Annotated in this window: 27 protein-coding genes and 2 rRNA genes; 14 read left to right on the top strand and 15 right to left on the bottom strand. The window is 44.0% G+C overall.

Going from position 1 to position 26492, the window contains the following annotated elements; all coding sequences use genetic code 11:
* Positions 1–8: 8 nt before the first annotated feature.
* Genes ABXT42_RS04085 through ABXT42_RS04075 form a run of 3 tightly spaced genes read right to left on the bottom strand, consistent with a single transcriptional unit; the run spans position 9 to position 1434 of the window.
* Positions 9–584, bottom strand: a complete 576-nt coding sequence (locus ABXT42_RS04085) for a peptidylprolyl isomerase (protein ID WP_443629092.1) — start codon at positions 582–584, stop codon at positions 9–11.
* A gap of 4 nt (positions 585–588) precedes the next feature.
* On the bottom strand, positions 589–882 hold the full coding sequence (locus tag ABXT42_RS04080) for a YciI family protein (protein WP_443629091.1): 294 nt from the start codon (positions 880–882) through the stop codon (positions 589–591).
* 3 nt (positions 883–885) lie between these two features.
* The gene (locus ABXT42_RS04075) at positions 886–1434 is read right to left on the bottom strand and encodes a septation protein A (RefSeq protein ID WP_443629090.1); all 549 of its coding nucleotides are present in this window, start codon (positions 1432–1434) and stop codon (positions 886–888) included.
* Between the two features lie 133 nt (positions 1435–1567).
* On the opposite strand from ABXT42_RS04075, the gene ABXT42_RS04070 reads away from it, so the two are divergent.
* The 3 genes from ABXT42_RS04070 to ABXT42_RS04060 are packed head-to-tail and all read left to right on the top strand — an operon-like array spanning position 1568 to position 3230.
* A complete protein-coding gene (locus ABXT42_RS04070; protein ID WP_443629089.1) occupies positions 1568–2590 on the top strand; it encodes a 4-hydroxyproline epimerase in 1023 nt (340 codons plus the stop codon).
* 8 nt (positions 2591–2598) lie between these two features.
* Entirely contained in the window at positions 2599–3036 is a 438-nt protein-coding gene (locus ABXT42_RS04065) for an acyl-CoA thioesterase (protein WP_443629088.1), read from the top strand.
* Positions 3037–3047: 11 nt separating this feature from the next.
* Positions 3048–3230 (top strand): hypothetical protein, encoded by a 183-nt coding sequence (locus ABXT42_RS04060; RefSeq protein ID WP_443629087.1) that lies wholly within the window; start codon positions 3048–3050, stop codon positions 3228–3230.
* 30 nt (positions 3231–3260) lie between these two features.
* On the opposite strand, the gene ABXT42_RS04055 is transcribed toward ABXT42_RS04060, so the two are convergent.
* From ABXT42_RS04055 to ABXT42_RS04025, 7 genes are all read right to left on the bottom strand, one after another.
* Positions 3261–4166 carry a DMT family transporter gene (locus ABXT42_RS04055; RefSeq protein ID WP_443629086.1) on the bottom strand — a complete coding sequence of 302 codons (906 nt, stop codon included), beginning with the start codon at positions 4164–4166 and terminating at the stop codon, positions 3261–3263.
* A 100-nt stretch (positions 4167–4266) separates the two neighbouring features.
* Positions 4267–4992: a hypothetical protein gene (locus tag ABXT42_RS04050; RefSeq protein ID WP_443629085.1), complete on the bottom strand. Its 726-nt coding sequence runs from the start codon at positions 4990–4992 to the stop codon at positions 4267–4269.
* A gap of 185 nt (positions 4993–5177) precedes the next feature.
* Positions 5178–5939, bottom strand: coding sequence for an ABC transporter permease (locus tag ABXT42_RS04045; RefSeq protein WP_443629084.1), 762 nt, complete (start codon positions 5937–5939; stop codon positions 5178–5180).
* Positions 5936–6853: an ABC transporter ATP-binding protein gene (locus tag ABXT42_RS04040; RefSeq protein WP_443629083.1), complete on the bottom strand. Its 918-nt coding sequence runs from the start codon at positions 6851–6853 to the stop codon at positions 5936–5938. Before ABXT42_RS04040 ends, ABXT42_RS04045 begins: the two co-directional genes overlap by 4 nt.
* Positions 6854–6979: 126 nt before the next feature.
* Positions 6980–8626 (bottom strand): chaperonin GroEL, encoded by a 1647-nt coding sequence (gene groL / locus ABXT42_RS04035; protein WP_443629082.1) that lies wholly within the window; start codon positions 8624–8626, stop codon positions 6980–6982.
* A 32-nt stretch (positions 8627–8658) separates the two neighbouring features.
* Positions 8659–8952 (bottom strand): co-chaperone GroES, encoded by a 294-nt coding sequence (locus ABXT42_RS04030; RefSeq protein WP_443629081.1) that lies wholly within the window; start codon positions 8950–8952, stop codon positions 8659–8661.
* 129 nt (positions 8953–9081) lie between these two features.
* The gene (locus ABXT42_RS04025; RefSeq protein WP_443629080.1) at positions 9082–9567 is read right to left on the bottom strand and encodes an FxsA family protein; all 486 of its coding nucleotides are present in this window, start codon (positions 9565–9567) and stop codon (positions 9082–9084) included.
* A 57-nt stretch (positions 9568–9624) separates the two neighbouring features.
* Between ABXT42_RS04025 and ABXT42_RS04020 the strand changes: the two genes are divergently transcribed.
* The 3 genes from ABXT42_RS04020 (at position 9625) to trhO (ending at position 12233) form a co-directional block, all read left to right on the top strand.
* Positions 9625–9987, top strand: a complete 363-nt coding sequence (locus ABXT42_RS04020; protein WP_443629079.1) for an MGMT family protein — start codon at positions 9625–9627, stop codon at positions 9985–9987.
* A 217-nt stretch (positions 9988–10204) separates the two neighbouring features.
* The gene (locus ABXT42_RS04015; protein ID WP_443629078.1) at positions 10205–11095 is read left to right on the top strand and encodes a DMT family transporter; all 891 of its coding nucleotides are present in this window, start codon (positions 10205–10207) and stop codon (positions 11093–11095) included.
* Positions 11096–11243: 148 nt separating this feature from the next.
* The gene (trhO, locus tag ABXT42_RS04010) at positions 11244–12233 is read left to right on the top strand and encodes an oxygen-dependent tRNA uridine(34) hydroxylase TrhO (RefSeq protein ID WP_443629077.1); all 990 of its coding nucleotides are present in this window, start codon (positions 11244–11246) and stop codon (positions 12231–12233) included.
* On the opposite strand, the gene ABXT42_RS04005 is transcribed toward trhO, so the two are convergent.
* The gene (locus ABXT42_RS04005; RefSeq protein WP_443629076.1) at positions 12234–13466 is read right to left on the bottom strand and encodes an MFS transporter; all 1233 of its coding nucleotides are present in this window, start codon (positions 13464–13466) and stop codon (positions 12234–12236) included. It abuts the gene before it with no gap.
* An 81-nt stretch (positions 13467–13547) separates the two neighbouring features.
* Complete coding sequence (locus tag ABXT42_RS04000) at positions 13548–14030, bottom strand: YajQ family cyclic di-GMP-binding protein (RefSeq protein WP_443629075.1); 483 nt, start codon at positions 14028–14030, stop codon at positions 13548–13550.
* Between the two features lie 55 nt (positions 14031–14085).
* On the opposite strand from ABXT42_RS04000, the gene ABXT42_RS03995 reads away from it, so the two are divergent.
* The 5 genes from ABXT42_RS03995 (at position 14086) to ABXT42_RS03975 (ending at position 19635) form a co-directional block, all read left to right on the top strand.
* Positions 14086–15069: a ketopantoate reductase family protein gene (locus ABXT42_RS03995; protein WP_443629074.1), complete on the top strand. Its 984-nt coding sequence runs from the start codon at positions 14086–14088 to the stop codon at positions 15067–15069.
* 67 nt (positions 15070–15136) lie between these two features.
* Positions 15137–16183 carry an arginine N-succinyltransferase gene (gene astA, locus ABXT42_RS03990; protein ID WP_443629073.1) on the top strand — a complete coding sequence of 349 codons (1047 nt, stop codon included), beginning with the start codon at positions 15137–15139 and terminating at the stop codon, positions 16181–16183.
* Between the two features lie 18 nt (positions 16184–16201).
* On the top strand, positions 16202–17869 hold the full coding sequence (locus ABXT42_RS03985) for a thiamine pyrophosphate-binding protein (RefSeq protein ID WP_443629072.1): 1668 nt from the start codon (positions 16202–16204) through the stop codon (positions 17867–17869).
* Positions 17870–17984: 115 nt separating this feature from the next.
* Positions 17985–18413 (top strand): GlcG/HbpS family heme-binding protein, encoded by a 429-nt coding sequence (locus tag ABXT42_RS03980; protein ID WP_443629071.1) that lies wholly within the window; start codon positions 17985–17987, stop codon positions 18411–18413.
* Between the two features lie 43 nt (positions 18414–18456).
* Positions 18457–19635: a M20 aminoacylase family protein gene (locus ABXT42_RS03975; protein WP_443629070.1), complete on the top strand. Its 1179-nt coding sequence runs from the start codon at positions 18457–18459 to the stop codon at positions 19633–19635.
* A 12-nt stretch (positions 19636–19647) separates the two neighbouring features.
* Here the strand turns inward: ABXT42_RS03975 and ABXT42_RS03970 are convergent, their stop codons facing one another.
* Positions 19648–20460: an IclR family transcriptional regulator gene (locus ABXT42_RS03970; protein WP_443629069.1), complete on the bottom strand. Its 813-nt coding sequence runs from the start codon at positions 20458–20460 to the stop codon at positions 19648–19650.
* A gap of 233 nt (positions 20461–20693) precedes the next feature.
* Here ABXT42_RS03970 and bhcA point away from each other — a divergent pair, with 233 nt between their 5' ends.
* The 3 genes from bhcA (at position 20694) to ABXT42_RS03955 (ending at position 22903) form a co-directional block, all read left to right on the top strand.
* A complete protein-coding gene (gene bhcA / locus ABXT42_RS03965) occupies positions 20694–21866 on the top strand; it encodes an L-aspartate--glyoxylate aminotransferase BhcA (RefSeq protein ID WP_443629068.1) in 1173 nt (390 codons plus the stop codon).
* A gap of 92 nt (positions 21867–21958) precedes the next feature.
* The gene (locus ABXT42_RS03960) at positions 21959–22312 is read left to right on the top strand and encodes a rhodanese-like domain-containing protein (protein ID WP_443629067.1); all 354 of its coding nucleotides are present in this window, start codon (positions 21959–21961) and stop codon (positions 22310–22312) included.
* 6 nt (positions 22313–22318) lie between these two features.
* On the top strand, positions 22319–22903 hold the full coding sequence (locus tag ABXT42_RS03955) for an SAM-dependent methyltransferase (protein WP_443629066.1): 585 nt from the start codon (positions 22319–22321) through the stop codon (positions 22901–22903).
* 141 nt (positions 22904–23044) lie between these two features.
* Here the strand turns inward: ABXT42_RS03955 and rrf are convergent.
* Together rrf and ABXT42_RS03945 are read right to left on the bottom strand one after the other, a co-directional pair.
* Positions 23045–23160 (bottom strand): 5S ribosomal RNA (gene rrf, locus ABXT42_RS03950).
* Positions 23161–23349: 189 nt separating this feature from the next.
* Positions 23350–26238, bottom strand: a 23S ribosomal RNA gene (locus ABXT42_RS03945).
* Positions 26239–26492: the final 254 nt, after the last annotated feature.

The following is a 26492-nucleotide window of genomic DNA, read 5'->3' as shown; positions in this document are numbered from 1 at the left end:
ATTGATATCTAACGCTTTTGAGCTGAATTAAGATAAATCGTTTTTGATGGCCAATCACGATGCCCGCCTTTGTTCATGGTGGGTACTTTGGCGATACGATCAATTACATCCATGCCTTCTACTACTTTTCCAAACACTGCATAGCCATCACTAGAGCTACTTTTATCTAAAAATAGATTGTCTTTTAGGTTGATAAAAAACTGCGCGGTAGCACTGTTGGGGTTAGAGGTTCTAGCCATAGCAATAGTGCCCCGAAGGTTAGACAAGCCATTAGCAGCTTCATTAACAATAGGAGCGATAGTGCCAGATTTGTCTTTTTCATTTGCGCCAAAGCCACCACCTTGAACCATAAATCCTGGAATGACCCGATGAAAAATAGTGCTGTTATAATAACCACTATTTACGTAGTGTAAAAAGTTGTCTGTGCTAACAGGTGCAGCCGTTGCATCTAACTCAACAACGATGTCGCCAAGGCTTGTTGCCAATGTAATTTGTGGGTTTTGTGCCCACACAGAAAAGCTTAAACTTAGAGCAGCTATTGCTATAACTGTGGATTTCTTTAACACGCTAAAAAACTTTTTCATGGGTTTACTCTTGTGTTGGAAAGACTTGTTTAAATGGTTTAACTTTTACTTCAGCATAAACACCGGCAGCGACGTATGGATCTTGGTCGGCCCATGCTTGAGCAGCGGCAAGATCAGCAAAATCAGCCACTACCAAACTACCTGTAAAACCTTCTTCTTGGGTGTGTGGATGAGGCCCTGCTAGTGTTAAACGTTGCTGTGTATCTAGGGCTTTAAGACGCTCTAAATGGGCAGGCCTTGCTGCCATACGCTGCGCTAAACTGTTTTGTACATCTTGGGAAATAATAGCAAATAACATTTTTTAGTCCTCTTTTTCCATATCTTTGGGCATAAAGCGCGACATATATAGGCCTTGAGCAATAATAAATACAAAAGTAAGGCCCAACATACCAAAGAGTTTGAAATCAACCCAAGTGGATTCACTGTAATTAAAGGCTACGTATAAATTGATGCCTCCCATAGCGGCAAAAAATACGACCCACGCCACATTAAGTTTGCGCCACACTTGACTAGGCAACTCCACACTTTTACCCATCAGCCGCTGGACGATAGGCTTTTGACCAATAAACTGACTGCCCAAAAAAGCCAAACTAAATAACCAGTTTACAATGGTAGGCTTCCACTTAATAAACTGACCATCTTGCAAAGCCACTGTAAGGCCACCTAATACCACTACCAATACTAGGGTAACAAGCTGCATTTTTTCCACTTTTTTGGTGGTAAACCAAGTGTAAGCCATTTGTAACATGGTCGCTGGAATCAGAACGGCAGTAGCTAGAATCAAATCATCAGTTAATTTATAGACTATAAAAAAGATGACAATGGGTAAAAAATCAATGAGCATTTTCATATATCAAAGGACTCTTTATTCTACTTAAGCTTGGTAACTTATAAGCCAAAGTGTATAGAATGTTAGGTTAATTAAGCTGGATCATTGTACCATGCAGTAATACCCAGTTCCCACGTTACATAGCTTATAACTTATGACAATACATACATTTAATTGCATTGACGCACACACCTGCGGTAACCCTGTGCGCTTAGTTGCTAAAGGTGGCCCAAAGCTTGTGGGTAATACTATGAGCGATAAACGCCAAGATTTTTTACAACACCACGACTGGGTTCGCACTGCACTAATGTTTGAACCTCGTGGCCACGCCATGATGTCTGGCTCTATATTGTATAAACCTACTAATCCAAACCACGATGGGGCTATCTTATTTATAGAGACAAGTGGTTGTTTGCCTATGTGTGGCCACGGCACTATAGGCACCGTAACTATTGCATTACAAGAAGGCCTATGGACACCAAAAGTTAAAGGTCAGCTGACTTTAGAAGTGCCTGCAGGGGCGATAAAAATTGAATACCAACAAGATGAAGATGGCTTAGTAACCGACGTGCGACTATTTAATGTAGCCAGCTATTTGGCCTATGAAGGCTTAGTGATCAACTGCCCTGAATTAGGTGAATTAGTCATAGATGTCGCTTATGGCGGCAACTATTACGCTATTATCGAACCACAAAAAAACTTTGCAGGCCTAGAGCATTTTTCTGCCGCCCAAGTGCTTAAGTTTAGCCCACTGGTAAGAGAGGCCATCAATAAAATAGCGACTTGCGTGCACCCAGAAGATGCAAGTGTAAATGGCATCAGGCATGTAATGTGGACAGGCAAACCCAAAAAACCAGATTCTAGCGCATCTAACGCAGTGTTTTATGGCAGTGGCGCTATAGACCGATCCCCTTGTGGCACTGGCACCAGCGCACGGATGGCACAGCTGCATGCCAAAGGTTTACTACAACAAGGTGAGGCATTTATTCACGAAAGTATTATTGGTAGCCAATTTATTGGTAAGGTGGAATCTACCACTACCATTGGTTCTGGCTTAGGCAAAAATAAAATTACTGGCATTATGACAAGCATACAAGGCTGGGCCAAAGTTACAGGTTATAACACCATTATCGTAGATTCCAAGGACCCATACGCCCACGGATTTGAAGTTAACTAGGAAACAAGATGACTGATTTAGCAGCACTTTCAGCGCAATACACTCAAAGTACCGAAATTAAAGTGAAGTGGGGCGAAATGGATGCTTTTCAACACCTTAATAATACCGTTTATATACGTTACATCGAAGATGGCCGCATAGACCTTCTAGAAAAACTAGGCATGAGCGACGACATGAAAGCCACTAACATAGGCCCTGTACTGGCCTCTATACAGTGTGATTATCTAGCCCCTGTCACTTACCCAGACACCCTCATAGTATTTAGTAATGCCAAACAAACAGGACCAAAAAAAGTAGAGTTTGAACATAAAATATGGAGCAAGCAACAAAATTGCATAGTGGCACAAGGCACCGGGATGGGCGTGTATTATGATTTTAAGCAGGGTAGAAGCTGTGTTATTCCAGATATTATGTCAGCAAAACTTACCACTCTAAATACACTATAGGGATCTCTAAAATGGCTATAGCGCTGCACAACTACAACATTGTGAGAGTGAGTAACAAGGGCAACATTATTAATTGCACCATCATAAAAATGTGTAAAGACTATGCTGTGATCAAACTAGAGGGCAAAACCTTTAGAGTGCCCTATGGCATTATGGATGAAGTGGTTGGGCATGAACTACTTATGCCCGAGTAGCCAGCAGTAACAAGGGCTAACAAGTAGCTGCTACAAGACTACCCCAGCATTTTTGCTATGAGCTAAGCCTGCCTTGTGCTCTCTTAAAAATGTATATAAGCCCGTAGCGATAATGATCACAGAGCCAATGAGAGTAAGCATATCAACGCTTTCATTAAATATAAAAACCCCTACTAACAGCGAAAACAACAACCTTGAGTATCTAAAAGAGGCCACAATAGACGCATTTCCCACCCGCATTGCTAATACAATAGCGTAATAGCCTGAAATACTAAAAATAATGGTGTAACCAAAATAGACCATTTCTTCACTGGTAATAGGCGCAATGGTTTGAGGGCTAATGAGCATACAAAGCCCCCCAGCAACAATAAGTGATGCAAAAGCTTGAAAAGAAATAATGGAAGAGCCCACACTAGACGGAATCACGCGGGTAACCAAATCTCTAACCGCTACACCCAAAACAGCCACTAGCACCCACAATACTGATGGATTAAACCCACCAAAGCCTGGCCGGATGATCAATAAAACACCGATAAAACCTACACAAACAGCAGCCCAACGGCGCCACCCCACCCGCTCACCCAAAAATAAAGCTGCACCCATAGTAATGGTTAATGGCGTCACCTGAAACACCGCTGCAACGGTAGATAGCGGTACCAAAGACAAAGAGGCTATAAACGCTACCGCAGCCACGGCTTCTGCACCCATTCGCGCTAAAGTTGCTTTAGTCCAAAGGTGACGAGAAAAAATATTACGTCCACTTTTAAGCGCCAGCAATGCAAAAAATACCGAGCTACACAAACCAACGACCATAAGTATTTGGCCAATAGATAAGGTGCTGGAGAGCTGTTTGATAAAAGCATCTTCAATAGTAAAACCCGCCATAGCGGCGAGCATTAAAAAGATGCCTTTTTTGTTGTTGGTAGCGTTGTTCAATATAATTACACTCTAGTAAATCACGAGCAAGGTGAAAGCGGCCTAGAGTACCATGAAATGGCTGTATGAACATGAATGACTCGCACCCAAGTCAAGCACTTTATTGGATGATTTCAGAGGGCGTATCAATCACTTTAGTGGGCGTATCATCCAACCATTTTTTTGATACTTCTTTATACACTTGATATGTGAATAGTGTGTAAAAAATATAGCCCAATGTGCCCACAGTCAAATAAATTATATTTGATGATTCAATTGCTTGCGAGTGATTCGCAGCTTGTGAAAAATTGAATTCTTGTGGAACAATTTGTGCAATGAAACCAGGTAAACCAGGCACTAAAACATAGATAAAAAAAGCACTAAATAGCAACCAAAAATAGCCTTTGGTTTGTTTCCAGCTCAACCTAAATGCGCCGTTGATACCGGTTTCATCTAATAGTAAGTTAAAGGTAATAAAGGAATATTTCACAAGCACATATATTCCTGGAATGATGAGGGCTAATGATGAAAAAAGCACAGCTAAAGTAGCTATGATTATCACAAAAAAGTAAGGTGCTAAAAATTTAAGCGCTAGCTTGTGAAGCTGTGGTCCACTATTTTGCCTAAATCTTGACTGGCCATCAATATAAAAAATAAAAGCCACACTGAACATAATGTAGAAAGGGAATATCATCAAAGACAATGCCCAGTTGTCTCTTTGCTCACTGCCTATTAAGTAATAAATCTCTGGTAATAGGTTAGGTAAGTAGGCCAGTACCAACACACCTTTCCAATGGGCATAAAAAAACGCTAAGGACTGCCAGCTATATCGTTTGAAATTTTGCATAAACTAGGTTTCTAAATTATTGTGTACCAATAAGCTTAGTGCAAAAAATTTATTCCACATTGTTTAAGAAATATTTTTAAACAGATTGGCCAAAGTTTAGGCAAAAAAAAGCCTAACTATGACATTGCATATAATTAGGCTTGTTTAGACGACATTAAAATAGATGATTACGTCTGTAGGTGCAGCTACTGCTTTAATCGATAGCCAGTTTTAAATATCCACGCAATCAGTGCCAAACAAAGGCCCATAAACAGCATGATCATACCTACGCTGACCGCCACACTCACATCAGAAATGCCGTAAAAGCTCCAACGAAAGCCACTAATCAAATACACTACAGGGTTAAATAGAGTGACTGTTTGCCAAGCGCTTGGCAGCATATCGATAGAATAGAAAGCACCGCCTAAAAAAACCATAGGGGTGATTACCAGCAACGGGATAAGCTGCAACTTTTCAAAGCCATCAGCCCAAATACCGATAAGAAAACCAAACAGACTAAAAGTAATCGTGGTGAGTATTAGAAAGGTGAGCATCCAAACTGGGTGAGCAATTTCAATAGGCACAAAAAACCCTGCTGTAGCCAGTGTTATCAAGCCAATAATCATCGCCTTAGTGGCTGCTGCGCCCACGTATCCCATGGTCGCTTCCCAAAAGGACATGGGTGATGAAAGCACCTCGTAAATAGTGCCAGAAAAACGTGGAAAATAGATACCAAATGACGCGTTGGAAAGGCTTTGTGTCATGATAGATAACATGATCAAACCGGGCACAATAAACGCACCGTAACTAATGCCGCCCACAGACTCTATGCGTGAGCCAATCGCACCACCAAACACTACAAAATAAAGCACTGTAGAAAGAACAGGAGAAACAATACTTTGTGTGATAGTGCGTTTGGTACGCGACATTTCAAAAGTATAAATAGCCCAGATGCCTCTTAAATTCATGCTGCACGCTCCACTAAATCAACAAATATTTCTTCCAAACTACTTTGTTGAGTATGTATGTCTTTAAAACCCAGTCCAGCACTAGATACCACTTGCAATAGAGCTGCAATGTCTACTTCTGGGGCGTCTTTATCATAGTGGTAAATAATGCTTTGCTTATCATCTGCAACCACAAAGCCTTGCTGTGCTAGCTGTGCCGGCAAGGTATCAAGCGCTTGTGTTAATTCGATTTTAAGCTGCTTTTGACCCATGCGAGCCATTAACAAATCTTTATCTTCAACTAACAATAATTTGCCGCCATTGATCACACCAATGCGATCCGCAATCGCTTCGGCTTCTTCAATATAGTGTGTAGTTAACACAATGGTAACGCCTTCACTACGAAGCCCATCTACCATACGCCACATGTCTTGGCGAAGTGCCACATCTACCCCTGCTGTGGGTTCATCTAGAAACAACACCTGAGGCTCATGCACTAATGCTTTGGCAATCAACAAGCGACGCTTCATACCGCCAGAGAGGGTCATAATACGATCATCTTTTTTGTCCCAAAGGGATAAAGATTTCAATACCTGCTCAACCTTTTCTGGATTTTTAGGCAAGCCAAATAAACCACGCGAAAAAGTAAGGCTATTAAACGGTGTTTCAAAAGCATCCGTTGTCAGCTCTTGAGGCACTAAACCAATCAAACTGCGGGTTTTACGGTAGTCTTTAATAATGTCAAAACCATCTACGCTAACAGTGCCAGAAGTAGGATTAACAATGCCACAAATGGTGGAGATTAAAGTCGTTTTGCCTGCGCCATTGGGGCCAAGTAAGGCTAAAATCTCACCTTTTTTTACGGTTAAATTGATGTCATCTAAGGCAACAAAACCGCTGGCATATTGTTTACGCAAGTTGGTGATTTGAATCATTTTTGAATATCCTATAAAGATTCGTTTTAGTGGGCATTAATATAACGGCTTCACTTAATTTTAGCCAATAAAAAACCGGCTACAAGAGCCGGTTTTTTAATAAGCATAAATAGCTTAGGGGATGATTTACATCATGCCGCCCATGCCACCGCCCATGCCGCCCATATCAGGCATACCGCCACCAGCGCCTTCTTCTGAAGGTGCATCAGCAATCATGCATTCTGTGGTTAGCATCATGCCAGCTACAGAAGCTGCAGCTTGAAGCGCAGTACGAGTTACTTTGGCTGGATCTAGGATACCCATTTCGATCATGTCGCCGTAGTCACCAGTGCTAGCGTTGTAGCCATAGTTACCAGAACCAGACTTAACCTTGTCTACCACTACAGAGGCTTCATCACCTGAGTTAGTTGCAATTTGACGCATAGGAGCTTCCATTGCCTTAAGGGCAACTTTAATACCTACAGTTTGATCTGGGTTAGCACCTTCTAGGTCTTGAATACCTTGAAGAGCACGTACTAGAGCAACACCGCCTCCTGGTACTACGCCTTCTTCAACAGCAGCACGAGTAGAGTGCAATGCGTCTTCTACGCGAGCTTTCTTCTCTTTCATTTCTACTTCAGTAGCAGCACCAACCTTGATTACGGCAACGCCGCCTGCAAGCTTAGCAACACGCTCTTGTAGCTTCTCACGATCGTAATCTGAAGAAGTATCACCAATTTGTGCACGAATAGCGTTTACACGGCCTTCGATTGCAGCAGCTTCACCGATACCGTCGATGATGATGGTGTTTTCTTTAGACATAGTCACACGCTTAGCTTGACCAAGCTGCTCTAGAGTAGCAGTTTCTAGAGACAAACCAATTTCTTCAGAAATTACAGTACCGCCAGTCAATACAGCGATATCTTCTAGCATCGCTTTACGACGATCGCCAAAGCCTGGTGCCTTAACAGCACATACTTTAACAATGCCGCGCATGTTGTTTACTACCAAAGTAGCCAAGGCTTCGCCTTCAACATCTTCAGCCACGATCAATAGTGGACGACCAGATTTTGCAACGGCTTCCAAAATAGGTAGCAAGTCACGAATGTTTGAAATCTTCTTATCTACTAACAAAAGGAAAGGTGTTTCCAATTCAGCAGTCATGTTGTCTTGGTTGTTTACAAAGTAAGGAGACAAGTAACCACGGTCAAACTGCATGCCTTCTACAACATCTAGCTCGTCTTGTAGAGAAGTGCCTTCTTCTACTGTGATCACGCCTTCTTTGCCTACTTTTTCCATCGCTTCAGCAATGATCATACCCACAGTGGCGTCAGAGTTAGCAGAAATAGTGCCTACTTGAGCGATAGCGTTGGTGTCTGCACAAGGCGTAGCCATGGCTTCGATTTGCGCTACAACAGCAGCAGAAGCTTTGTCGATGCCGCGCTTAAGATCCATTGGGTTCATGCCCGCTGCAACAGCTTTAAGGCCTTCGTTTAGGATCGCTTGAGCCAAAACAGTAGCAGTAGTGGTGCCGTCACCAGCTACATCGTTGGCTTGTGAAGCAACTTCCTTCACCATTTGTGCGCCCATGTTTTCGAATTTGTCTGCCAATTCGATTTCTTTAGCTACAGACACGCCATCTTTAGTGATGGTTGGAGAGCCAAAGGCTTTGTCTAAAACTACGTTACGGCCTTTAGGGCCTAAGGTTACTTTTACAGCATCGGCTAAAATGTTTACGCCGTTTACCATACGGCTACGAGCCGAATCACCAAATCTTACTTCTTTAGCTGCCATGTGAAAAAATCCTGTATCAAAATAGAGTTAAGTTATGCTTCAAGAACGCCGAAAATTTCGCTTTCGCTAACGATAAGCACTTCTTCACCGTCGATCTTAGCTGTACTGTTACCTGCGTATGGTCCAAACAATACCATGTCGCCGACTTTAACGTTCATAGCGATCAAATCGCCGTTAACACTAACGCGACCAGGGCCTACTGCCAATACTACACCTTGGTTTGGCTTTTCTGCAGCACTACCAGGTAGTACGATGCCACCGGCACTAGTTGCTTCTTCTTCTTGACGACGAATTACAACACGATCTTGTAAAGGGCGGATGCTCATTACGTTTGCACTCCTAAATTATTTGTATCTCTGACTAAGCCAGAATTATTGTTGATATCGAACTCATAGATATGGGGTTAAGTGTACTTTTCAATAGCAAATACAAAAAAAACATTACATTAGTAACATTTAATTAATCTTATCCCGTTGCACCGTATCTTGGGGGGTTTCAACCTCTCCATCTATAATACTTTCGTCGGTGTTAAACCGCGCTCCAAAGCCTTTAGGGCCAAAGCCTCCTCCTGCAACATTTGCAGTAGTAAAAGCTTTAAAACGACCCATTAAACGAGCAGCAAAAAGCCTACGGCTAAAAGGCAAGAGTAAAAGAAAACCAAAGGTATCAGTTATAAAACCTGGAGTAAGCAATAAAGCACCACCTACTGCAAGCATAATGCCTTCTAATATTTCTTGGGCAGGCAGTTGGCCTGCCTGAATGCGCCAATTGGCACTGGTAAGCGTAGCCAAACCTTGGTGACGCAAAAGGTTAATGCCTATAAAAGCGGTGCTTAAAACTAAGGCAATGGTCCATAAGGCACCAATTTGCTGACCCACTTGTATTAGCACCCACATTTCAAGCACAGGCACTGCAATAAATAGAGCAAAAATAAAACGCATAATGATGTAATCTTTGTTAAGTTAACTGTGCAATATATATGTGGTCATCTTACTAAAATGAAAGCCCCTTATACATCGACCTATACTACGCCGCGCGCACAAGCTAAAGAACAAAAGCTAGTGGCACGCCAGCAACTATACCAAACTATTGCCGCCATACCCTATGGCAAGGTAGCAAGTTATGGACAGTTAGCAGCCCTTGCAGGGCAAACAGGCGCTGCAAGATGGGTGGGCTGGTGTTTGCGCAATCTTCCTAATGACTCAAGCTTGCCTTGGCATAGAGTCATCACCGCCAATGGTAAACTGCCCTTTCCACCAGCAACAGCAGGCTTCCAAAGGCAGCGTGAAGCGCTTGAAAAAGAAGGCGTGCGGCTAAATAATGATAAAGTTACTATGAAACACTACCAGTGGCAGCCGTAAAATAGTTTTCAAAAAAATAACGCTTATGAGTATGAGTATTGCGTTTCACTGGGCATTGACATTTATTGATGTGAGCATTGTATATGCATAAAAAACTACAGATAGTAGTATAATTAAATGTCCTGTTAAAACTAAATTAAATATTGTTTAATTGATCCCGAACTAAAGAACCATGGAAAGTAGGATACTTAAAACAATCTCTAACTGAGCAAATTTAATGACCCGTTACCTTTCCTTAACCTGTCTCTTACTATTAGGCACTGTATGGGGCAGCACCATTGTTATTACTAAACATGTGGTTTCCACTGGACATCAGGCGTTAGGCCTTATTTTTTGGCAATTGTTATTAGGTGCAGTGTTACTTAGTTTTGTGGCTCGCTTCAAACGTGCGCCCTTACCTATGAGTTGGTTGCATATACGTTTTTACACCGTAGTGGCTTTAATAGGCACCCTAGTGCCTAACACTTTCACCTATATCGCTGCTGCGCATTTGCCCGCAGGGTTGTTGTCCATAGGCATCGCTACGGTGCCTATGTTTGCTCTAATAGTTGCTTTAGTGATTAAAAGTGAGCGTTTCAACGGCATTCGCATGATAGGTATAGGTTTGGGTGCCATAGCCATCATGTTAGTGCTTGGGCCAAAAGCAGACTTTACTCATCAAGGTGTTGGCTTTTTTATGCTCTTAGCTTTGGTAGCGCCGTTTTTTTATGGCGTAGAAGGCAGTTACCTTGCCCACAATACCCCACCAAAAATTGATGCGCTAACCACGCTACAAGGGGCGTCTATTATTGGTTTAATCATCTGCACCCCTATCACTTTGGCCACCGGCTCATGGGTGGATTTAACTCAAACATGGACTTCTGTAGAGTGGGCTATTTTGGTGAATAGCCTGCTACACGTCATCACTTATACCGGCTACATTTGGTTAGTAGGCAGAACAGGTGCAGTGTTTGCTAGCCAAGTGGCTTATATTGTGACCTTATCAGGTGTATTTTTGGGTATTATCATTCTTGGTGAAAGGCATGGTCCTCTGATATGGCTGGCCCTTGGCTTCATGTTGACGGGCTTGGCGCTAGTACAGCCTAAAAACAACGCCGTCATTCACTAACCAGCTTTTAATATTTGGTTGTTAACATTTGAAAGACACCCTACTTATCAAGTAAAATGGCGCCTTTACTTAAACTGAGGTTTTTGCAATACAGATGCAAATGCTTCTAAAGCTCCGGATTTACGTTTCGGCTCGCTAAGGATTTTCCATGACCCAAGACCCCTCTCAAATTGTTGTTTGTGCACTTTATAAATTTGTCACCCTAGAAAAATTTCAAGACCTGCGCCAACCCTTACTAAAAGTAATGGAATACAACAATATCCGTGGCACTTTACTTTTGGCCTCAGAAGGCATTAATGGCACTGTAGCCGCTAACCGCAAAGGTATTGATGCATTAATGGCTTGGTTAGCAAAAGATAGCCGTCTTGGCCATATTGTTACCAAAGAGTCCTTTGAAACAAGTAATCCGTTTAATCGTATTAAAGTAAAACTAAAAAAAGAAATCGTCACCATGGGTGTGGAAGGCATAGACCCTAAGCAAGTGGTGGGTACTTACGTGAAGCCCCAAGACTGGAACGCCCTTATATCAGACCCAGATGTCGTGTTAGTAGACACACGCAATGATTACGAAGTAAAAGTGGGCACTTTTAAAGGCGCATTAAACCCAAACACCACTAATTTTCGTGAATTTCCACAGTATGTCAGTGACAACTTAGACCCTAAAGCTAACAAAAAAGTGGCCATGTTTTGCACCGGCGGTATTCGTTGTGAAAAATCAACAGCCTACTTAAAGGAACAAGGGTTTGATGAGGTATATCACTTACAAGGTGGCATTTTAAAATACTTAGAAGAAGTGCCAGAAGAGCAGACACTTTGGCAAGGTGAATGTTTTGTCTTTGATGACCGGGTGACGGTAAACCACCAGCTAGAAAAAGGTCAATACGACCAGTGTCATGCTTGCAGGCTGCCCATCACTAAAGAAGAGCAAGCCAGCGATAAGTATATAGAAGGCATTAGCTGCCCACACTGTTTTGACCAACATACCCCCCAGCAAAGAGAACGTTTTAAAGAACGTCAACACCAGATGCAACTAGCCAAACAGCGCGGTGAAGCCCATATGGGTGCGGATGCCATAGACACCATTGCTGCCCGTCGCGAAGCTAAGGCCCAACAAAAGAAAATACAACGAGATCAGTAATTAAGGCGTTACTGGGCTTGGTGTATTAACGTTCCTCAAGCGCTTTACAGGCCTTTCATCTATGACCACATGAATAGCTGCAGTCACTAAGGCAATGGCCGCAGCTGACCACCAAACATTGTCATAGCTGCCTGTGGTGTCATACAAGTAACCGCCTATCCAGACCCCTAAAAAAGACCCCAGCTGGTGATTTAAGAAGACGATGCCGTACAAGGTGCCCATGTGTTTTAAGCCAAACATTTGCGCCACAAGGCCAGACGTAGGTGGCACAGTTGCTAGCCACAAAAAGCCTGTCACTATAGAAAACAAATATACCGTTGTGGTGGTGATAGGGGCTAGCATAAAAGCAGCAATGGCTATCGCTCGAAATAAGTAGATGATACCTAGCAGATTTTTTTTAGAATACTTACCCGACCAAGAGCCAAATAATAGACACCCAAAAATATTAAACAAACCTATGAGTGACAAACTGATTACGGCCACTTGAGTATCAAAACCATGGTCAGACAAATAGGCAGGCATATGCACAGTAATAAAAGCTAACTGAAAACCACACACAAAAAACCCTGCGATCAATAACCAGTAATGCAAGTGTCCGCTGGCTTCTTTAACCGCTTCCAACATCGTTTGATCTTTTGCATTAGCATTGACTGCAGGAGGACTTATATCACCTTTGAAAGGTCTAGACAGCAACACCATACACAAAGACCCTGCGGCCAATATCATTAAGGTGATTTGCCAGCCGTAGCCTGTGATAAATTCTTGAGCAAGGGGGATCACTAATAACTGGCCAACCGAACCTGCAGCAGTGCCTAAACCTAACGCCAAGCCTCTGTTTTCTTCGCTCACCATTCTAGCTAAAGCGGGTAAAACCACACCAAAACCAGTGCCAGCAATACCCATGCCTACTAGCACTCCAGCACCTATATTTAGCCCCCAATAGTTTTCAGCTGTTGCCGTAACATACAAGCCCAAGGCATAAGCTACTGAGCCTATATAGATGGTTTTAGTAGTGCCAAAACGATCAGCAACAGCGCCAGCAGCAGGTGCAAACAAGCCCCAACATAGATTTTGCAAAGCTAAGGAAAAAGCAAAAACTTCACGCCCATAACCAAAGTGGCTAGAGATAGGCCCCATAAAAAAGCCAAAGGATGCGCGCATACCAAAATTTATTGCCAGCAATACACAAGCACAAACAACTACTACACTAAGTAGCTTGACAGGTTTAGACATATTTCATTAGCTCATGGTGTTATTTGGCTAGGTAGGCAAATGTGAAGGCCAGGTAAAGATAGCCCCAGCCTTCATGAAGGATTAGTCCCTAAAGTTATTAAACTGCAAAGGCAAATCAAACTCACCTTCGCGCAGGCAAGCTATGGCTTCTTGCAAGTCGTCACGCTTTTTACCTGTCACTCGCACTTGGTCGCCTTGCACTTGGCTTTGCACTTTAATTTTTTTCTCTTTTAAAAACTTCACTACTTTTTTAGCTAATTCTTTGTCCAAACCTGTGCGCATTAATATGATCTGGCGACTTTTCATATTAGTGGTTTCTGGATCTTTAGCTTCTAAACATCGGATATCTACACCACGTTTAATGAGTTTTTCATGCAAAATAGGTAACATTTGCTGCAACTGAAACTCTACATCTGCAAACATGGTGACAAGGTCTTCACCTTGTTCAAAACGAGCATTAGTGCCCTTAAAGTCGAAACGCGTAGTCACTTCACGGTTGGCTTGGTCTAAGGCATTAGACACTTCATGACTATCAAGCTCAGAAACCACATCAAATGATGGCATTAGTAAATTCCTTTGTTAATATACGGGATAACTCTTAATGGTAATATTGTAACCCATGACCCATCTATCATCCTACCCTTGGCACATTTGTGGTGTCGGTGCCATTGGCAGCCTTTGGGCTAGCGCTTTAATAGAGCGCGGCGTGCCCGTTACTTTATTATTAAAAGACACAGTTCAGCTTGAGCAATATACTGGCGCAGGTGGCATTAATGTGTGGGATCAAGAATGTAATACGCACACTCAACCTGTGGCCTTTATCCCAAGTAACCTTACCCCAAGCAACTCTAATCTTACAAAAATAAAACATCTGTTGGTTTGCTGCAAAGCCCAAGACACCTTAGCGGCTATACTGCCTTGGCGCAAAATTATAGCAGATGATGCCATCATTATATTGTTGCAAAATGGTATGGGTAGTGCTCAAGCTCTACAACGCAGGCTTCCCAAAGCAAATATCTACTGCGCAATCAGTACCGATGGGGCCTGGCGAAAAGGGCCATTTGATGTTGTGCGGGCAGGTTTTGGCGACACATTAATAGGGTGCTTTAGCGAACACTTACTGAGCACACAAATACCCTCGCCTATTCAAAGCTTATTAACCTGCCAGAACAACCCAGCACAAGCTAGCATACCTAGTGTTGATTTGGTGTGGCACACAGACATTCGCACGCCCATGTGGCACAAACTCGCCATTAACAGCGTTATTAACGCCCTAACAGCTATTTACCAATGCACTAACGGTGAATTAGTGAATCATCCTCAAGGTCGCCCTCGCCTTCAACAGTTATGCTTAGAAACCCAAGACGTCATGTCTCGCCTTGGTATAGAGCCCATGGGCCAAGGTTTATTAAATACAGCAGTGCGAATTTTGCAGCAAACAGCACTCAATAAATCATCCATGCTACAAGACGTTCAAGCCGGTTGTGCCACAGAAATTGAATCTATTAATGGCTACATTATTGCCCAAGGTGCGCTTTATTATTTACCTTGCGCTGGACACAAACAAGTTTGCGAAGATTTACGGCGCATATGTGCAAGTTAAACCTTGTCTTTGAATAGGTTACTCGCTTTATAATAGGCTATTACTCCTTACAGATGGCTAAACCGTTATGTTGGTTGTTCGTCCCATTGGTCCGCAAGACCAAGACGCTTTGTATCAAATAGCAGTGGATTCTGGTGTAGGCTTTACCTCCTTACCCATTAATCGCGATGTGCTCAATGCCAAAATTGCACGTTCTGTTGCCTCTTTTTCAAAAGCGGTTACCCAGCCCTATGACGAAGGGTATTTGTTTGTGCTTGAAGACACGCTCACTGGCGAAGTGATTGGCACCACCGCTGTTGAAGCGAGTGTGGGCACGCGGGCGCCACTTTATCACTACCATCGGCAAACTGTAGTTCATGCCTCGCCTACTTTAGAAGTTCACAACAAAATGGAAGTGCTCACCTTGTGCAACCATTACACTGGCTCTGCTGAGGTGTGTACCTTATTTTTACAAGAAGCCCATCGTTGTGGCACTAACGGACGCCTTTTATCTAAGAGTCGGTTTTTGTTTATGGCGCAGTTTGCGCAACGATTTGGTAACAAGGTTATCGCAGAAATGCGTGGGGTAAATGATGCTAGCGGTAACTCCCCTTTTTGGCATTGGTTAGGGACGCATTTTTTCTCCATGGAGTTTAAGCAAGCAGACTATTTAGTGGGCTTAGGCAACAAAGTATTCATTGCAGAGTTGATGCCAAAATACCCACTTTATGTGAACCTGCTTAGTCCAGAGGCTCAGGCTGTTATTAGTCATGTTCATGAAAAAACCCGCCCAGCACTTCGCTTATTAGAGAAAGAAGGGTTTCAAGACATGGGTTATGTGGATATTTTTGATGCAGGCCCCACGGTTGAATCTCAACTAAACCATGTGAGCTCCGTGAAAAATAGTGCTGTATTTCACACTAAAATTGCCCAAACTAAAGACAATGCTGAATTATTTTTAATCAGTAATACACAATTAGAAAATTTTCGCTGCACTATAGCATCAGTCTCATTTGACGATAATAACAAGGCTATAATTACCCATGAAACTGCACAAGCTCTTCAACTTCAAGATGAACAGCTATGTCGATTGGTAGCAGTAAAAGCTTATTACAAAACGTTACAGCGTTTGTAACCTTAAAAGGCAATCTTTATGACACAATGTATTAAATCTGGTGGTGAGCTGGTAGTTGATGCTCTAGAGGCCTTTGGTGTAACGCAGTTATTCTGTGTGCCAGGAGAAAGCTATTTAGAAGTACTTGACGCTTTGCACGACAGTTCCATTAATGCCACTAGTGCGCGTCAAGAAGGTGGGGCTGCAATGATGGCTGAAGCTTGGGGTAAGCTTCATGGCACCCCTGGTATTTGTTTTGTAACTCGAGGCCCTGGGGCTACCAATGCGAGCGCTGGTATTCATGTGGCGCAGCAAGATTCTACCCCAATGATTTTGTTTATTGGTCAAATAAACAGCAAGCTACGTCATCGAGAAGCGTTTCAAGAGGTCGATTATGGCCAATATTTAGGCTCCATGGCTAAATGGGTTGCAGAGATTGATTCCCCAGAGCGCATCACTGAAATGGTGAGTCGAGCATGGTCTGTCGCTACCAGTGGCCGCCCTGGCCCTGTGGTATTAGTGTTACCAGAAGACACTTTATCAGGCACGGCTGTGAGCACTAAAATCAAGCCTTTTAACGTCTTAGAAACCTACCCTAGCCAAGCTGATTTACAGCAAATGGCCACGATGATTGAAAGTGCAAAAAAGCCCATTCTCATTTTGGGTGGTAGCCGTTGGTGTAAAGATTCAGTATCCCAGATAGAAGCTTTTGCTGAAGGCTTTAACCTTCCTGTGGCCTGTTCGTTCAGGCGACAAATGTTATTTAATCATGGGCATCCTCACTATGCTGGAGATGTAGGTTTGGGTATAAATCCTCAATTAAAATCAACCATAGCCAACGCCGATCTAGTGATTTTAATGGGTGGTCGCTTTTCAGAAGTACCCTCACAAAACTATGAGCTATTAGGCGTGCACGACGCCAAGCAAAAGCTCATTCATATTCATGCCTCTGCAGAGGAGTTAGGTCGAGTATATCGAGCAGATTTAGCTATTCACGCTAGTCCCAAAGCATTATCACAAGGCCTGTCTGAATTGACGCCAACTGCTAAAATATCCCATCAGCGTATAGAACACATTGCTCAATGTCATACTCACTACCAGCATTGGTCTAGGGTGTCAGATAAAGCCCACCCTGGGCATGTGCAAATGCCAGTCATCATCACACACCTTGCAGCCACCTTGCCCCTAGACGCCATTATTACCAATGGTGCTGGAAATTATGCCACCTGGATTCACCGCTTTTGGAAGTTTGCTGAATATGGCACACAACTGGCGCCTACAAGTGGCTCTATGGGCTACGGCTTACCGGCTGCTGTTGCCGCTAAAATAGCCTTTCCACAAAAAACTGTGGTGGCTTTTGCTGGCGACGGATGCTTCCAAATGACCATGCAAGAATTTGGCACTGCAGTGCAAGCCAATGCAGCGGTGATCGTGCTCGTCATTGACAATGGAATGTATGGCACCATTCGCATGCACCAAGAGCGTCACTTTCCCAGCCGTGTAAGCACCACAGACCTAGTCAATCCAGACTTTTGCGCCCTAGCCAAAGCCTACAATGCGTTTGCCACTCAGGTCACTCATAGTGATCAATTCTCTGAAGCATTGGCGGACGCTATTGCAGCCAAAAAACCAGCATTGATCCACATAAAGCTAGACCCACAAGCCATGACACCTAATCAAACTTTAGACCAAATTCGTGACCAATAAAATGTGTGCATGAAAAAACACGACGGTTCACAGCATAGTTAGTCGATTGCTGACTAATAGCTACAAAAAAACTGAACTATGATGCGCTTTATAAATCAATTATATGGAGTCTGTTATGACTGAGTTATCATTAAGTTGTTCAAAGCGCATTATTGACGCCACGATAGTTGAAGGTAATGCGCTTGGCTTGAATCCGTTATCAGTAGTGGTGTTGGACACAGGAGGTCATGTAAAGGCTTTTGAACGCCAAGATGGTGCATCACCAGGCCGCTTTGCTATTGCCCAAGCGAAAGCCTATGGGTCTGTCATGTTAGGCATTTCTGGAACCGCCCAAATGGCTAGGGCTGAAGCACAACCTTATTTTTCCATTACTGCAAATGCTGCATTAGATGGTAAGTTAATGCCTGTACCTGGTGGCGTGTTAATTCAAAATGCGTTAGGAGAAACTCTGGGAGCCCTTGGTGTAACTGGTGATACGTCAATCAATGATTTAGCCGCTGGCGTCGCAGGAATCGAGTCTGTGGGTCTAGTGGCTAACGGTTAAATATGCCATCATAGCAACATCTTTTTCCAACAAAAATATCCTCATGACGACACTACTTACAGCTTCAAAAGATCAAATGCAAGGATGGCGTCGTCACCTTCATCAACACCCAGAAACTGAGTTTGATGTGTTTGATACTGCAGCTTTTGTGATACAAAAGCTTACTGAGTTTGGTCTTGTTGTGCATGAAGGGATTGGACGTATAGGCATTGTTGGACAATTAACTAAAGGCACATCCACCAAGGCCATTGGCTTAAGGGCCGATATGGACGCCTTAGCTATCCAAGAGCTTAACGATTTTGCCCATAAATCTTTAAATGAAGGCCATATGCATGCCTGTGGCCATGACGGCCATACCAGCATGTTATTAGGTGCTGCCCAAGAACTAGCCGAGCACGGTGAGTTTGATGGCACGGTGTATTTTATTTTTCAACCTGATGAAGAACATGGCGCTGGCGCCCAAGCCATGATAGATGATGGCTTATTTGAGCGTTTTCCTATGCAAGCCGTATATGGCCTGCATAACATGCCCGGCATGAAAGCGGGCCACATGTCTATGAACTCAGGTGGCGTGATGGCAAGTGAAGACAATTTTAAAATTGTCATCAAAGGTCGTGGTGGACATGCTTCACAACCACATCACCACATTGATCCATTAGTGATTGGCGCAGAAATACTACTAGGATTACAAACCATTGTGTCTCGTAGTATTAATCCAGAACAACAAGCTGTGGTTTCTGCCACTGAATTTATCACCGATGGCGCGGTAAATGTGATACCAAGCACAGTCACTATTACGGGTGATTGCCGTAGTTTTTCTGAAGAAGTACAAGATATTATTGAAGCCCGTATGGGTCAGCTTGTATCTGGCATCTGTGCTGCACATGGCGCAGAACATGAATATACTTATGAGCGTGTATTTTGGGCCACTATTAATAGCGTAAAAGAAACTCATGCTGCAGGCCAAGCAGCTATTGCCATGTTAGGTGAAGGGCAAGTAGATATAGCTTGTCGCCCTAAAACCATCTCTGAAGATTTTTCTAGTATGTTAAGAGTTAAAGATGGATGCTATGTGTTTTTGGGCAATGGTATTGATAGTGTAGGTGGCTGCATGTTGCACAACCCTCATTATGACTTTAATGACGACATTTTAGAGACTGGTACTGGTTTTTGGGTCACCTTAGTACAGCAAGAGTTGGCCACTGCTAACCACTGTAGCTAGCACCTAAACACGCTAAACCTTACCCCCTAAGGTTAACGTGACTTGGTCCGCAGCTGCCTTCACTTTAAGCCCAATATCGGCCACTTGTAAGGGGTCAAACCTTACACTTGGGCCAGATACAGAGAGCCCTCCTACAAGGTTTCCTTGTGCATTGCGTATGGCTGCGCCCACACAACTCATACCTTCATAACGTTCTTCTTGGTCAAAAGACCACCCTCTGTGGGCAGTCACCTTTAAATTTTCATAAAGTGCTGCAGGGCTTGATAAGGTTTGGGAGGTATATTGGGGCAGGCCTGCGGTGTGTAATAAGGTTTCAAGCTGTCTTTTTGGCATTTGGGATAATAGCGCCTTGCCTATACCAGAAGAGTGCATAAGCGCTCGTGTGCCCGCGCTAAAAAAAGCACGAACCGGGTTAGTGGTTTCTACCTGGGCAACAAACACCACTTCTGTAGTGTCCATTACTGCTAGGTTGGCTGTCTCACCCGTAAGCTCCATTAGACTGCGCAGGGGTTGACGCGCGGCATCAATAAAATTAGTGCGCGTCAAATAAGCACTACCTACACGAAAGGCTTCAATACCTATTTGCCACAACTGGGTATTCTCATCAAAATCTACGAAGTCATGTTGTTGAAGTGTCATCAGTAAACGATGAGCGCTAGAAGCAGGCATGCCCACTTGCATCGCCAAATCGCTCAGACTTGCGGCATTATGCTGTGCTAAAGCTTGCAGTAGCAATACCCCCCTATCTAAGGCTTGAACCGTTGACACATTGGGTTGCAGTGTTGAGGACCTGGGTCTGCCTCTACCACGCTTAACTTCGACCATATTCACTCCATATGCACACAATACAATTAATATAAAAGTCATTACCCATGATCTTAGATAAAAATAAATAATTTTCCACTATCAATATAACATATAAATTGAAATAATTAATTTCGTTATATTTCATCAGCTTATATTAAATAACAGATAATGGATTATTTTTTCAATAAAATTGTTTAATCAACCATAGGGCATCAAAATAGAGTCTAATTAATAGTGAAAGGATCCCCATCATGAAACATCAAAACCCTATTTTTATCCCCGGCCCATCCAACACGCCAGATGTTTTAAAAGCTGCAATGAACATTAGCAATTTTGATCATCGAGCACCCGATTTTGCCCAGGATTATATCCCTCTACTTAATGACCTTAAAAAAGTATTTAAAACTCAAACTGGTCAAGTGTTACTCTTCAGCGCTACAGGCACAGGCGGCTGGGAAGGCGCAATCAGCAACACTTTATGTGCGGGAGATAAGGTTCTTATTGCACGATACGGCATGTTTAGTCAGCGTTGGATAGACTTGTGCCAACGCTTTGGCCTAGATGTTGAAGTGGTTGAATGTGTGTGGGGCACCGGCGCTCCGGTTGACGAGTTTGCCCGTCGCTTAAAAGCTGACATAGAAGGTGAAATCAAGGCCGTATTAGTAACACATAACGAAACAGCAACTGCAGTAAAAAGTGATGTTTTTGGTGTGCGCAAAGCGATGGATAACTCGAATCATAAGGCTTTATTAATGGTAGATGCCGTAAGTTCATTAGCGAGCATGGATTTTCAAATGGATGGCTGGGGAGTAGACATTGCTATAACAGGGGCTCAAAAGGGCTTCATGTTAAATACTGGTCTTGCCATTGTAGGAGTAAGCCCAAAAGCTATGGCAGCCACTAAAACAGCCACACTTCCGCGCTGCTTCTTCGATTTTAATGACATGGCTAATGCCAATAAAATAGGTAGCTATCCTTACACTCCACCTGTGCAGTTATTTAACGGCTTAAGAGCAAGTGTTAAGTTATTGCTAGATGAAGGTATGGACAATGTAAATGCGCGCCACCATCGCATTGCGCAAGGCGTAAGAGCAGCAGTTAAAGCGTGGGGCCTAGAGTTATGCGCACAGAGCCCAGAGCTCTATTCTGATACCGTGACCGCCATTATGGTACCTGAAGGCAAGGATTCAAATCTGATCACACAGCATGCCTATGAGTCTTATGGAGTGTCTTTTGGTGGTGGTTTGGGTGAAATGGCAGGAAAGTTGTTCCGCATAGGACATTTGGGGGCCATGACAGACGTTATGGCTCTTTCAGGCATAGCCACGGCTGAAATGGTTATGAAAGATCTAGGATATGACATTGTCTTAGGATCTGGAGTTGCTGCAGCACAAAAGGTATACCAGCGTGGCATAGCCAGTTGAGTTAAGTAGTAAAATTGCATAAATTAATGCACTTGTTATTTCCATTAGTTTTAACTAATATTATGCATTAGTTAAAACATATGGAACGAACAATGGCGTACACAGAAAAATTTCAAACAATGTCAGATCAAGCGATGGCTCGCGTCGAGGCAGTGACACCTAATCAGGTAGATGCATTGGTTGCCAATGGAGCCATTTTACTTGATATACGAGACAAAGAAGAACACGATAAATCTCATATTGCAGGGTCTATAAATATCAGTCGAGGCAAGCTGGAAATGAACGTTGAAGGCCAAATTTCAGACTTAAATGCCATTATTATTTGTTATTGCAACGCCAACAACAGAGGCGCGTTATCTGCCTCATCGCTGCTGGACATGGGTTATAGAAATGCCACCTTTATTAGTGGTGGAAAAATGGCCTATTGCGCTTTAGCTCAGGGGTAATAATTGATGTGGGATCAACGATACTCAAGTAAAGACTATATATATGGCACGCAAGCTAATGACTTTTTGGTTGCAAATGTAGCACTATTACCCAGATCTAAAGTGTTATGTCTTGCTGATGGCGAAGGGAGAAATTCAGTTTATTTAGCAAGCCTTGGTTATGATGTCACCGCTGTAGATAATTCCTTAGTGGGTTTAGAAAAGGCTCAAAAACTTGCTGCAATCAAAGGTGTAACAATAAACACCGTGCACGCAGATTTGGCAACTTATGATCTAGGTACCCAGCAATGGGACGGCATAGTATCCATATTTTGCCACCTACCTCCCAACATTCGCTTGGATCTACATAAGAAAATATATCCTGCACTAACTGTTGGAGGGGTATTGTTATTGGAAGCCTATACGCCAAAACAACTTGAGTTTAAAACCGGCGGGCCACCTACTGCTGCATTAACCATGCAAAGTAAGCAGCTCATTAGCGAACTCAGTCCTTTACACCTTGATCTAAATCACGAAATCGTCCGTGATATTCATGAAGGTAAAGGACACCATGGTAAAGGTGCAGTAGTACAAGTTATTGGCACTGTCTGATACCTGTTATTACCTCTAAATTTTTGCGTAAGCCGCTCTGCAAAGTCAACCGAGTGGCTTTTTGCCTTCCATAGGCTTTCTTACGCCCAATAAAAAACCCCTAGCTTTTTGGGCTAGGGGTTTTTTAGTACTGAATGAGGTGCTTGGCGATGACCTACTCTCACATGGGGAAACCCCACACTACCATCGGCGCTAAAACGTTTCACTTCTGAGTTCGGAATGGGGTCAGGTGGTTCCATCTCGCTATGGTCGCCAAGCAAAAAAAGTTGAATGATAATCTTTCGATCAGCATCCTTGAATTTGTGATATGTCTTCGTTTAGGTGATACACAATGTGTTTACCGAGGGCTTACCCGTCGTACTTCTATCGTAAACTTAATTGTTTGTACTTCATGTCACCGCATTTGCATACGATTCCATTAGCTTGTACAACGCTTTTGGCGTTATATGGTCAAGCCTCACGAGCAATTAGTATTGGTTAGCTCAACACGTTACCGTGCTTACACACCCAACCTATCAACGTCCTAGTCTTGAACGGCTCTTTAGGGACTTAAAGTCCTGTGAGATCTCATCTTGAAGGGGGCTTCCCGCTTAGATGCTTTCAGCGGTTATCCTGTCCGAACGTAGCTACCCGGCAATGCCACTGGCGTGACAACCGGAACACCAGAGGTTCGTTCACTCCGGTCCTCTCGTACTAGGAGCAACTCTTCTCAAATCTCAAACGTCCACGGCAGATAGGGACCGAACTGTCTCACGACGTTCTAAACCCAGCTCGCGTACCACTTTAAATGGCGAACAGCCATACCCTTGGGACCGGCTTCAGCCCCAGGATGTGATGAGCCGACATCGAGGTGCCAAACACCGCCGTCGATGTGAACTCTTGGGCGGTATCAGCCTGTTATCCCCGGAGTACCTTTTATCCGTTGAGCGATGGCCCTTCCATTCAGAACCACCGGATCACTATGACCTACTTTCGTATCTGCTCGACGTGTCTGTCTCGCAGTTAAGCATGCTTATGCCATTGCACTAACCTCATGATTTCCGACCATGATTAGCATACCTTCGTGCTCCTCCGTTACTCTTTGGGAGGAGACCGCCCCAGTCAAACTACCCACCACACAGTGTCCTCGATCCGGATTACGGACCTGAGTTAGAACCTCAAACATACCAGGGTGGTATTTCAAGTTTGGCTCCACGATGACTGGCGTCACCGCTTCAAAGCCTCCCACCTATCCTACACAAATAGGTTCAAAGTTCACTGTGAAGCTATAGTAAAGGTTCACGGGGTCTTTCCGTCTAGCCGCGGATACACTGCATCTTAACAGCGATTTCAATTTCACTGAGTCTCGGGTGGAGACAGTGTGGCCGTCGTTACGCCATTCGTGCAGGTCGGAACTTACCCGACAAGGAATTTCGCTACCTTAGGACCGTTATAGTTACGGCCGCCGTTTACCGGGGCTTCGATCAAGAGCTTCGCCGAAGCTAACCCCATCAATTAACCTTCCGGCACCGGGCAGGCGTCACACCGTATACGTCCACTTTCGTGTTTGCACAGTGCTGTGTTTTTAATAAACAGTCGCAGCCACCTGGTATCTTCGGCCGCCAACAGCTTAGGGAGCAAGTCCCATCACCATCAGCGGCGTACCTTCTCCCGAAGTTACGGTACCATTTTGCCTAGTTCCTTCACCCGAGTTCTCTCAAGCGCCTTGGTATTCTCTACCTGACCACCTGTGTCGGTTTGGGGTACGGTCACTCAATATCTGATGCTTAGAAGATTTTCCTGGAAGCATGGCATCAACCACTTCAGTCCTAATGGACCTCGTCATCACGCCTCAGCCTTAAGGGAGTCCGGATTTACCTAAACTCCCAGCCTACACGCTTAAACACGGACAACCAACGCCGTGCTGGACTAGCCTTCTCCGTCCCTCCTTCGCAATATTGAGTGGTGCAGGAATATTAACCTGCTTTCCATCGACTACGCTCTTCAGCCTCGCCTTAGGAGCCGACTCACCCTACCCTGATTAGCATTGGATAGGAAACCTTGGTCTTCCGGCGGGGGAGCTTTTCACTCCCCTTATCGTTACTCATGTCAGCATTCGCACTTCTGATACCTCCAGGATGCCTCTCAGCTTTCCCTTCAACGGCCTACAGAACGCTCCTCTACCACGCATGCAAGCATGCGTCCGTAGCTTCGGTGTATAGTTTGAGCCCCGTTATATCTTCCGCGCAGGCCGATTCGACTAGTGAGCTATTACGCTTTCTTTAAAGGATGGCTGCTTCTAAGCCAACCTCCTAGCTGTCTAAACCTTCCCACATCGTTTCCCACTTAACTATAACTTTGGGACCTTAGCTGACGGTCTGGGTTGTTTCCCTTTCCACGACGGACGTTAGCACCCGCCGTGTGTCTCCCGTGATTGCACTCATTGGTATTCGGAGTTTGCATCGGGTTGGTAAGTCGGGATGACCCCCTAGCCGAAACAGTGCTCTACCCCCAATGGTGAGACACGAGGCGCTACCTAAATAGCTTTCGAGGAGAACCAGCTATCTCCGGGCTTGATTAGCCTTTCACTCCGACCCACAGCTCATCCCCGCATTTTTCAACATACGTGGGTTCGGTCCTCCAGTTGATGTTACTCAACCTTCAACCTGGCCATGGGTAGATCGCCCGGTTTCGGGTCTAATCCTAGCAACTATACGCCCTATTAAGACTCGGTTTCCCTACGCCTCCCCTATTCGGTTAAGCTTGCTACTAAAATTAAGTCGCTGACCCATTATACAAAAGGTACGCAGTCACGGAATAAATCCGCTCCCACTGCTTGTACGTACACGGTTTCAGGATCTATTTCACTCCCCTCACAGGGGTTCTTTTCGCCTTTCCCTCACGGTACTGGTTCACTATCGGTCAGTCAGGAGTATTTAGCCTTGGAGGATGGTCCCCCCATGTTCAGTCAAGATTTCTCGTGTCCCGACCTACTCGTTTTCATCTAAAATGCCTTTTCGCGTACGGGGCTATCACCCACTATGGCGCAACTTTCCAGTTGCTTCCGCTAAAACATAATAAACTTAAGGGCTAATCCCCGTTCGCTCGCCGCTACTTGGGGAATCTCAATTGATTTCTTTTCCTCGGGGTACTTAGATGTTTCAGTTCTCCCGGTTCGCCCCCTATACCTATGTATTCAGTATAGGGTACCCAGCTTACACTGGGTGGGTTTCCCCATTCGGATATCTCTGGATCATAGGTTGTTTACCACCTCCCCAAAACTTTTCGCAGGTTACCACGTCCTTCATCGCCTCTGACTGCCTAGGCATCCACCGTGCACGCTTATTCACTTGACCATATAACCCAAAAGGGTCGCAGTAGTTCTGACAAACTACTTTCAATCAAGCTTACGATAAACCCAATCTCTTGGGCCTTCGGATAAGTCACTCGATAAAACACAAATTCGATCACCTGGAAATTGATTAACAGATGATCGTGTATTTACCTAAACTTTGTTACAACGTGATCGCTAGAAGACGTTGCAACGTTTTTTTTGCCTAAACACACGCGCTGGTGACGTATGTGTTTAGACGAAGATTGATTCAGTGGC

It is taken from the genome of Candidatus Njordibacter sp. Uisw_002, assembly GCF_047730155.1.
Lineage (GTDB): Bacteria > Pseudomonadota > Gammaproteobacteria > Pseudomonadales > Balneatricaceae > Njordibacter.
The sequence above is the reverse complement of the archived record's forward strand: the minus strand, read 5'-3'. Positions and strand labels throughout refer to the sequence as shown.

Bases quoted from the DNA above. Each gene is read 5' to 3' on its own strand.
- ABXT42_RS04030 (WP_443629081.1), bottom strand. From the start codon at position 8,952: ATGAGCATCCGCCCTTTACAAGATCGTGTTGTAATTCGTCGTCAAGAA.
- groL (WP_443629082.1), bottom strand. From the start codon at position 8,626: ATGGCAGCTAAAGAAGTAAGATTTGGTGATTCGGCTCGTAGCCGTATG.
- ABXT42_RS04075 (WP_443629090.1), bottom strand. From the start codon at position 1,434: ATGAAAATGCTCATTGATTTTTTACCCATTGTCATCTTTTTTATAGTC.
- ABXT42_RS03960 (WP_443629067.1), top strand. From the start codon at position 21,959: ATGGCGTACACAGAAAAATTTCAAACAATGTCAGATCAAGCGATGGCT.
- bhcA (WP_443629068.1), top strand. From the start codon at position 20,694: ATGAAACATCAAAACCCTATTTTTATCCCCGGCCCATCCAACACGCCA.
- ABXT42_RS03975 (WP_443629070.1), top strand. From the start codon at position 18,457: ATGACGACACTACTTACAGCTTCAAAAGATCAAATGCAAGGATGGCGT.
- ABXT42_RS04020 (WP_443629079.1), top strand. From the start codon at position 9,625: ATGAAAGCCCCTTATACATCGACCTATACTACGCCGCGCGCACAAGCT.
- ABXT42_RS04080 (WP_443629091.1), bottom strand. From the start codon at position 882: ATGTTATTTGCTATTATTTCCCAAGATGTACAAAACAGTTTAGCGCAG.
- astA (WP_443629073.1), top strand. From the start codon at position 15,137: ATGTTGGTTGTTCGTCCCATTGGTCCGCAAGACCAAGACGCTTTGTAT.
- ABXT42_RS03955 (WP_443629066.1), top strand. From the start codon at position 22,319: ATGTGGGATCAACGATACTCAAGTAAAGACTATATATATGGCACGCAA.
- ABXT42_RS04000 (WP_443629075.1), bottom strand. From the start codon at position 14,030: ATGCCATCATTTGATGTGGTTTCTGAGCTTGATAGTCATGAAGTGTCT.
- ABXT42_RS04015 (WP_443629078.1), top strand. From the start codon at position 10,205: ATGACCCGTTACCTTTCCTTAACCTGTCTCTTACTATTAGGCACTGTA.
- ABXT42_RS04070 (WP_443629089.1), top strand. From the start codon at position 1,568: ATGACAATACATACATTTAATTGCATTGACGCACACACCTGCGGTAAC.
- trhO (WP_443629077.1), top strand. From the start codon at position 11,244: ATGACCCAAGACCCCTCTCAAATTGTTGTTTGTGCACTTTATAAATTT.
- ABXT42_RS03985 (WP_443629072.1), top strand. From the start codon at position 16,202: ATGACACAATGTATTAAATCTGGTGGTGAGCTGGTAGTTGATGCTCTA.
- ABXT42_RS03995 (WP_443629074.1), top strand. From the start codon at position 14,086: ATGACCCATCTATCATCCTACCCTTGGCACATTTGTGGTGTCGGTGCC.
- ABXT42_RS04025 (WP_443629080.1), bottom strand. From the start codon at position 9,567: ATGCGTTTTATTTTTGCTCTATTTATTGCAGTGCCTGTGCTTGAAATG.
- ABXT42_RS04065 (WP_443629088.1), top strand. From the start codon at position 2,599: ATGACTGATTTAGCAGCACTTTCAGCGCAATACACTCAAAGTACCGAA.
- ABXT42_RS04040 (WP_443629083.1), bottom strand. From the start codon at position 6,853: ATGATTCAAATCACCAACTTGCGTAAACAATATGCCAGCGGTTTTGTT.
- ABXT42_RS04045 (WP_443629084.1), bottom strand. From the start codon at position 5,939: ATGAATTTAAGAGGCATCTGGGCTATTTATACTTTTGAAATGTCGCGT.
- ABXT42_RS04005 (WP_443629076.1), bottom strand. From the start codon at position 13,466: ATGTCTAAACCTGTCAAGCTACTTAGTGTAGTAGTTGTTTGTGCTTGT.
- ABXT42_RS04060 (WP_443629087.1), top strand. From the start codon at position 3,048: ATGGCTATAGCGCTGCACAACTACAACATTGTGAGAGTGAGTAACAAG.
- ABXT42_RS04085 (WP_443629092.1), bottom strand. From the start codon at position 584: ATGAAAAAGTTTTTTAGCGTGTTAAAGAAATCCACAGTTATAGCAATA.
- ABXT42_RS04050 (WP_443629085.1), bottom strand. From the start codon at position 4,992: ATGCAAAATTTCAAACGATATAGCTGGCAGTCCTTAGCGTTTTTTTAT.
- ABXT42_RS03980 (WP_443629071.1), top strand. From the start codon at position 17,985: ATGACTGAGTTATCATTAAGTTGTTCAAAGCGCATTATTGACGCCACG.
- ABXT42_RS03970 (WP_443629069.1), bottom strand. From the start codon at position 20,460: ATGGTCGAAGTTAAGCGTGGTAGAGGCAGACCCAGGTCCTCAACACTG.